Annotated in this window: 5 protein-coding genes and 1 pseudogene; 2 read left to right on the plus strand and 4 right to left on the minus strand. The window is 71.6% G+C overall.

Going from position 1 to position 5267, the window contains the following annotated elements:
• Both AC1DP0_RS17655 and AC1DP0_RS17660 read left to right on the plus strand, forming a co-directional pair.
• Window positions 1–215, plus strand: a pseudogene (locus AC1DP0_RS17655) (hypothetical protein); the annotation flags it as partial.
• Window positions 216–302: 87 nt separating this feature from the next.
• Window positions 303–1124 (plus strand): response regulator transcription factor, encoded by an 822-nt coding sequence (locus AC1DP0_RS17660; RefSeq protein WP_478086882.1) that lies wholly within the window; start codon window positions 303–305, stop codon window positions 1122–1124.
• A 26-nt stretch (window positions 1125–1150) separates the two neighbouring features.
• Here the strand turns inward: AC1DP0_RS17660 and AC1DP0_RS17665 are convergent, their stop codons facing one another.
• From AC1DP0_RS17665 to AC1DP0_RS17680, 4 genes are all read right to left on the minus strand, one after another.
• Window positions 1151–1600: a hypothetical protein gene (locus AC1DP0_RS17665; protein WP_478086884.1), complete on the minus strand. Its 450-nt coding sequence runs from the start codon at window positions 1598–1600 to the stop codon at window positions 1151–1153.
• 388 nt (window positions 1601–1988) lie between these two features.
• Window positions 1989–2780 carry an FAD:protein FMN transferase gene (locus AC1DP0_RS17670; RefSeq protein WP_478086886.1) on the minus strand — a complete coding sequence of 264 codons (792 nt, stop codon included), beginning with the start codon at window positions 2778–2780 and terminating at the stop codon, window positions 1989–1991.
• A gap of 35 nt (window positions 2781–2815) precedes the next feature.
• Window positions 2816–3394, minus strand: a complete 579-nt coding sequence (locus AC1DP0_RS17675; RefSeq protein WP_478086888.1) for an FMN-binding protein — start codon at window positions 3392–3394, stop codon at window positions 2816–2818.
• Between the two features lie 69 nt (window positions 3395–3463).
• Window positions 3464–4885, minus strand: coding sequence for a ferredoxin reductase family protein (locus AC1DP0_RS17680; RefSeq protein WP_478086890.1), 1422 nt, complete (start codon window positions 4883–4885; stop codon window positions 3464–3466).
• Window positions 4886–5267: the final 382 nt, after the last annotated feature.

Genomic DNA, 5267 nt, shown 5'->3' on the forward strand with positions numbered 1-5267 from the left:
GTTCGGGTCCGGCCGCCGAGGCGCTCGCGCAGGCGGCGCGGCGCTCCCCCAGTCCCGGGCTCGTCGTCGTCCGCGGTGAGCCAGACGCACCGGGGATCCCGCTGCTCGCCGGACGCCCGCTCGTGGATGGCGCTCCCGCGGCATACGTCTGCCGGGGGATGGTCTGCGAGCGGCCGACGACCGACGTGTCCGCCCTGGTCGAGCAGCTGCGGTGACGGGGCGTCGACCCCCTCCTGGACCCGCGAACCACCCAATAAACGGAACTGACGGGTCAAACCCACGCATTCTGCAAGAATCAACTCATGATGGGCTCAGCACGCACCGCAGTCGTCGTCGAGGACGACGACGACATCCGCGAACTCATCACCCACAGCCTGACCATGCAGGGTTTCGCGGTGTCGACGGCGTCGTCGGGCCAGGCCGGCCTCGATCTCGTCGTCGCGACCGCTCCCGACCTCGTCACGCTCGACCTCGGCCTGCCGGACCTCGACGGGATCGAGGTGTGCCGCCGGGTGCGCGACGTGAGCCAGGCCTACGTCGTCATGATCAGCGCGCGCACCGACGAGATCGACCGCCTCATGGGGCTGGAGATCGGCGCCGACGACTACCTCACCAAGCCGTTCAGCCCGCGGGAGCTGCAGGCTCGGGTCAACGCGATGTTCCGGCGTCCGCGAACCCCGGGCGCCAGCGTCGCCACCACGGCCACCCACGCGTCGAGCGCTCCTGGTGCTGTCGCCACCCAGGGCTCGTCGCACAGCTCGGCCGGATCGGTCGCCACGGCAGAGGCACCCCCTGCCGAGGAGGCGCACGGGCTCGTGCGCCACGGCCGCATCGCGGTCGACCCGGACGGTCGCGTCGTCACGGTCGACGGCCGGGAGGCTGACCTGACCCGCACCGAGTTCGACCTCCTCACGACCCTGCTGGGCGCGCCGCGCCGGGTGTGGTCCCGTGCCGTGCTGCTCGACAGCCTCTGGGGTCCGGGGTGGTCCGAGGAGCACCTCGTCGAGGTGCACGTCGGCAACCTCCGTCGCAAGCTGAGCCGGCTCGGGCCGGAGGGCATGCGCGCCCCGATCCGTACCGTTCGCGGCGTGGGCTACCGGATGGAGGAGCCGGACGCGTTCTGACCTCGCGCCCTCCTGCGCGCAGACCCTCAGACCGAGGCCGCCGCGACGGTGCGCTCGAGGTGGGACCGGAGCGCGTGACGCGCACCCGCTGCGAGACCCAGCATCGACGCGCCTCGCTCACGCGCCAGGTCCGGTTCGCCGCGACGCACCGCGTCGATGACCCAGCGCACGGCCGACTCGAGCCGGACGAGACCGACGGTGGCCGACGAGACGCGAAGGCTGAGCAGGACGTCCATGGCCGCGACCTCGTCGCAGCACTCGAGGGCGGCGGCGGCGCGCGCGAGTCGGGCGTCGAGCATCCGCAGGTAGGTCTGCGCGATGGATCGGGCGAGGTCGTCACTCTCGAGCTCGAAGGCCAGCCGGCTCAGCGCAGCGGGGTCGAGCTCGTCGACCGTGAGCCCCGGGAAGACCGGACCCACGACGGGATCAGCAGCCACGGCAGGCGCCGACGACGCACCGGGCCTGCGGGCTGACATGCTTCCGGGATCGACGTGCAGCGGACTGGATCGGGGCGGACCGGCCTCCCACCAGGTGGCCCGCCCCGTTCCGGCTTCCTCCCCCCACCTGAGTCCTCGAGTTGGCCCGCCGACCGGGCCGGGCACCGAGACCGCGCACCGTCACTGCAGGGTCAGTGCTGGTGCTGGTGCTGGTGGCCATGGCGTTCCTCTCCCCGGTCGGCGGGCACTCGCCCGAAGGTCTCTGTGTCAGCAGCCGGTCCCCCGACCGGCCCTGCTGGTGAGGACGACTCTGCCGCGCCAACTGCAAGGGCCGAAGGCCGTACCGCGCTGGGCTTCCGCAAGAAAGCCGCAAGGCCGGCCCGGTTCGGGATGACCCGTGACTTCTGTCCTTGCGCCGGTGGCTCGGTCAGAGCGCTGTCGCGAGGTAGTCGGGCGCACTCGTGGCGAAGGCCTCGCTCGTGCGGCCCGAACCGACGAAGAGCGCCGTCGCCCAGATGTCCGCCCAGAGCAGGGTCGGTCCGGTCACGGTCACCGACCCCGGGCGGCCGACGAGCTCACGCGACTGGGGGTCGTAGAGGTGTGCGCCCCGGGCAGCCGTCCCCGACGTCGCCACGGCCCCGCGCGCCAGGGTCAGGGTGCTGGCGACCCGCTGCCGGTCGAGCGGGTCCTCGACGCCGACGCGCCACACGATCGCCTCCGCACCCGCTGTCGGCATGGCCGGGTGCGCCCCGATGAGGATGTCGCCACCGGCGTTGATGCAGAAGGAGATCCGCTCCAACGCCAGCAACGGCACCGAGGCGCGGTCGACCGCCCACCCCTTGACGAGGCCGGTCGGGTCGAAGGCGAGGTCGCCGTCCCCGGTCGGCAGGAGGGTCGTGAACGCCCCCCGGGTGAGGACCTCGGCCTCCTGTCCGATGCGCAGCGCCTCCTCGACGAGAGGGCTGCACTGCGACACCCGGACCTCCTCGCGCCGCAACCGCATGAGGTCCGAGTCGGGCCGGTACGTCGAGAAGATCGAGTCCATCTCGCGAAGGTCCCGGAAGGCGTCGGCCACGGCCTCCTGCGCCTCGGGCCGGTCGACCTCCTCGCCGCGCAGGTGGATGGAGATCGGCATCCCCATGATCTGCTCGACCCAGGCGCGCCGGGCCGGCGCGGGTGCCGTCTCGGGCCGGTCGTCCGGGGTGGCAGGTCGGTTCACGGTTCGCACCTCGATCGCCGGGTCTCCCGAAGGCCTCACAGGTGGGCCTGGTCGATGGCGGACTGCAGGGACTGGGTGTAGCCGTCCCACGTGTACGTGGCCCCGGACACGACGTCGATCTGCGCCGACTGTGCGCCGACGACCTCCTGGTTGTAGACCGGAACCGCCGCCGAGTTGATCATCTGGTCGCGGCGGTCGTTCCACGGGATCTGCAGCACGTCGGCAGCGGTGATCTTGCCGTCCTTGACCGTGATCTGGACCTGGACGTTGCCGTAGCGGGTCATGACGGCGTCACCGGCATAGGTGGTGGCGGCCGACGACGTGGTGGACGAACCTGCCGGACCGGACGACGACCCGGACGATACCGACGATCCGCCCGAGGTGGTCCCCGTGGCGGTCGTGGCGGCCGGGTTCGGCTGTTGGCCCGAGGAGTCGGTTGCGGAGACTCGCGACGATCCCGACGCGGAACCCGTGCTGTCGGAGGTCTTGCCGGTCGCTGTCACCGTCCGGGTCTCGGCCGCCACGACGGCGGACGAGCCGCGGGACGTGCTGTAGCTGAAGAGGAGGACGAGCACGGTCAGGGTGCTCATGGCCCAGATGACGATGCGTCGCATGGTGTGGCTCGATTCGGTCGGTGCGAAGGGCGGTGCGGGCGTCCGCGCCGCTCGCGCAGCTGCGCAGGGTCAGTAGGAGAAACGTTCGGAATGGACGGCGTCGGGCGGCACACCTGCCTCGTGGGCTGCCGCGATGACGGTGTCCATCCAGGCAGGGTTGCCGCAGACGTAGACGTCGCGCTCGGCGATGTCGGGGACGATCCGCGTCAGCGCCTCGACGTCGGTGAGATGCCGCGACTCGACGGGCAGCCAGCTGACGCGCTCCCGGTCTCGGTGGCCGACGACGGCGACGACGCGTCCGCCCTTTGCTCGAACGAGGTCCAACAGCTCGTCGGCGAGGACGATGTCGGACTGGCTGCCGACGCGGTAGATGACGACGACGCCATCGGGTGACGCGGGCAGCTCCTCGAGAATGGCGCGGAGCGGCGTGATGCCGATGCCGGCGCCGACGAGCACCGCCTTGTCGCTGGTGCGGACCCCTGCGTGGAGGCGGCCGTACGGCCCCTCGACGAGGACCTTGGTGCCGGGACGGAGCGTTGCGAGGCGCGCGCTCGAGGCGCCCGCTGCCTCAGCGGTGATCCGGAGCGAGCGCCCGTCGGGCGCGGCCGAGAGGGAGTAGGGGTTGCCGCGTGTCCATCCCGGACCGTCGAGGAAGCGCCACTGGAAGTACTGGCCGGCGCGGACCGGCAGGCGGTCGAGGCGGCGCCCCGTCATGACGACCGACGTCACGGTCGGCGACTCGGCCACGACCTCCGAGACGACCAGACGGTGACGGCGTGAGCGGATGAGCGGCAGACCGACCCGGTAGACGACGACCGTGACGAGAGCGAAGGCATACAGGCCCCACCAGAAGACGGTCGCGGCGACGTTCGCCTTGAAGTCCTGCCCGGTCCAGAGCTGGTGCGGCAGCGCGAGACCGGCGCCGAGGTAGGCGTAGAGGTGCAGCAGGTGCCACGACTCGTAGCGCAGCTTCGAACGCGCCTTCTTCACCGAGGTGACGACCACCATGACGAGCGCGACCGTCCCCGCGAGGGCGAGGAGCATGCCCGGAGAGTGCAGCACCTGGTCGACGAAGGTGGCGACGACGCCCAGGTCGGTGCCGGCGCTGTAGCCGATGGTCGTGAGAACGATGTGGACGACCATGAGGTTGAACGAGGTGAACCCCACGAGCCGGTGCACCCGCGCGAGCTCGTCCTGCCCCCATGCCTGCTCGACGAACGGGATGCGGGCCATCAACAGGACCTGCAGCAGCATGAGCACGGAGGCGACCAGACCCGTGAGGCGCCCGATGTTCGTGACTCCCTCGCCGAGCGAGCCGAAGGCGGTCAGGCCACCGCCCGCGACCCAGAGGGCGACGACGAAGAGCGTGGCGCTCCAGGCAAAGACGGCGGACGCGTCCCTCCACCAGCGGGGCGTCGGGGCGACAGCATGTTGCTGCGACGAGGCCGGCACCGAGAGGTCACGACTCTCGGGGAGGGCGAGTGAGGTCATAACACTCAGATTGGGACGTCACGCTGTGTGTGGGCTGTGACCCGGTTCGTACTGTCGTATGAGCCTGGCAGGCTCGCGAGCAGGGTCACACGCGGACCTCGACGGCTGCCGCGGAGCGCCCCCGCCCCGCTGGGCGGGGACGGGAGCGCGAAGGGCAGCACCATCTGCTGACCCGGGACGGGCCGCGGACGAGCGGCAGTGGAACTAGCGCGAGCCGGGCTCGTCGCGGGCGCTCGTGTCCGCGCCGAGCGGGACGTCGGAGGCTCCGGCCTCGATCTCCTCGTCGGTCAGCATGCGGACGCCCTCGTCGCTGCCCGTCGCGGTCCCGGCAGCGCCTGCCGCCGACGCCGTGTCGACCGGTGCGACCCGCTCGGTCCCGACG

This window comes from Terrabacter sp. P5_B1 (assembly GCF_056400505.1).

Excerpts from the sequence above, each read along its gene's own strand:
- AC1DP0_RS17660 (WP_478086882.1), top strand. The coding sequence starts at position 303 with ATGATGGGCTCAGCACGCACCGCAGTCGTCGTCGAGGACGACGACGAC.
- AC1DP0_RS17665 (WP_478086884.1), bottom strand. The coding sequence starts at position 1,600 with ATGTCAGCCCGCAGGCCCGGTGCGTCGTCGGCGCCTGCCGTGGCTGCT.
- AC1DP0_RS17675 (WP_478086888.1), bottom strand. The coding sequence starts at position 3,394 with ATGCGACGCATCGTCATCTGGGCCATGAGCACCCTGACCGTGCTCGTC.
- AC1DP0_RS17680 (WP_478086890.1), bottom strand. The coding sequence starts at position 4,885 with ATGACCTCACTCGCCCTCCCCGAGAGTCGTGACCTCTCGGTGCCGGCC.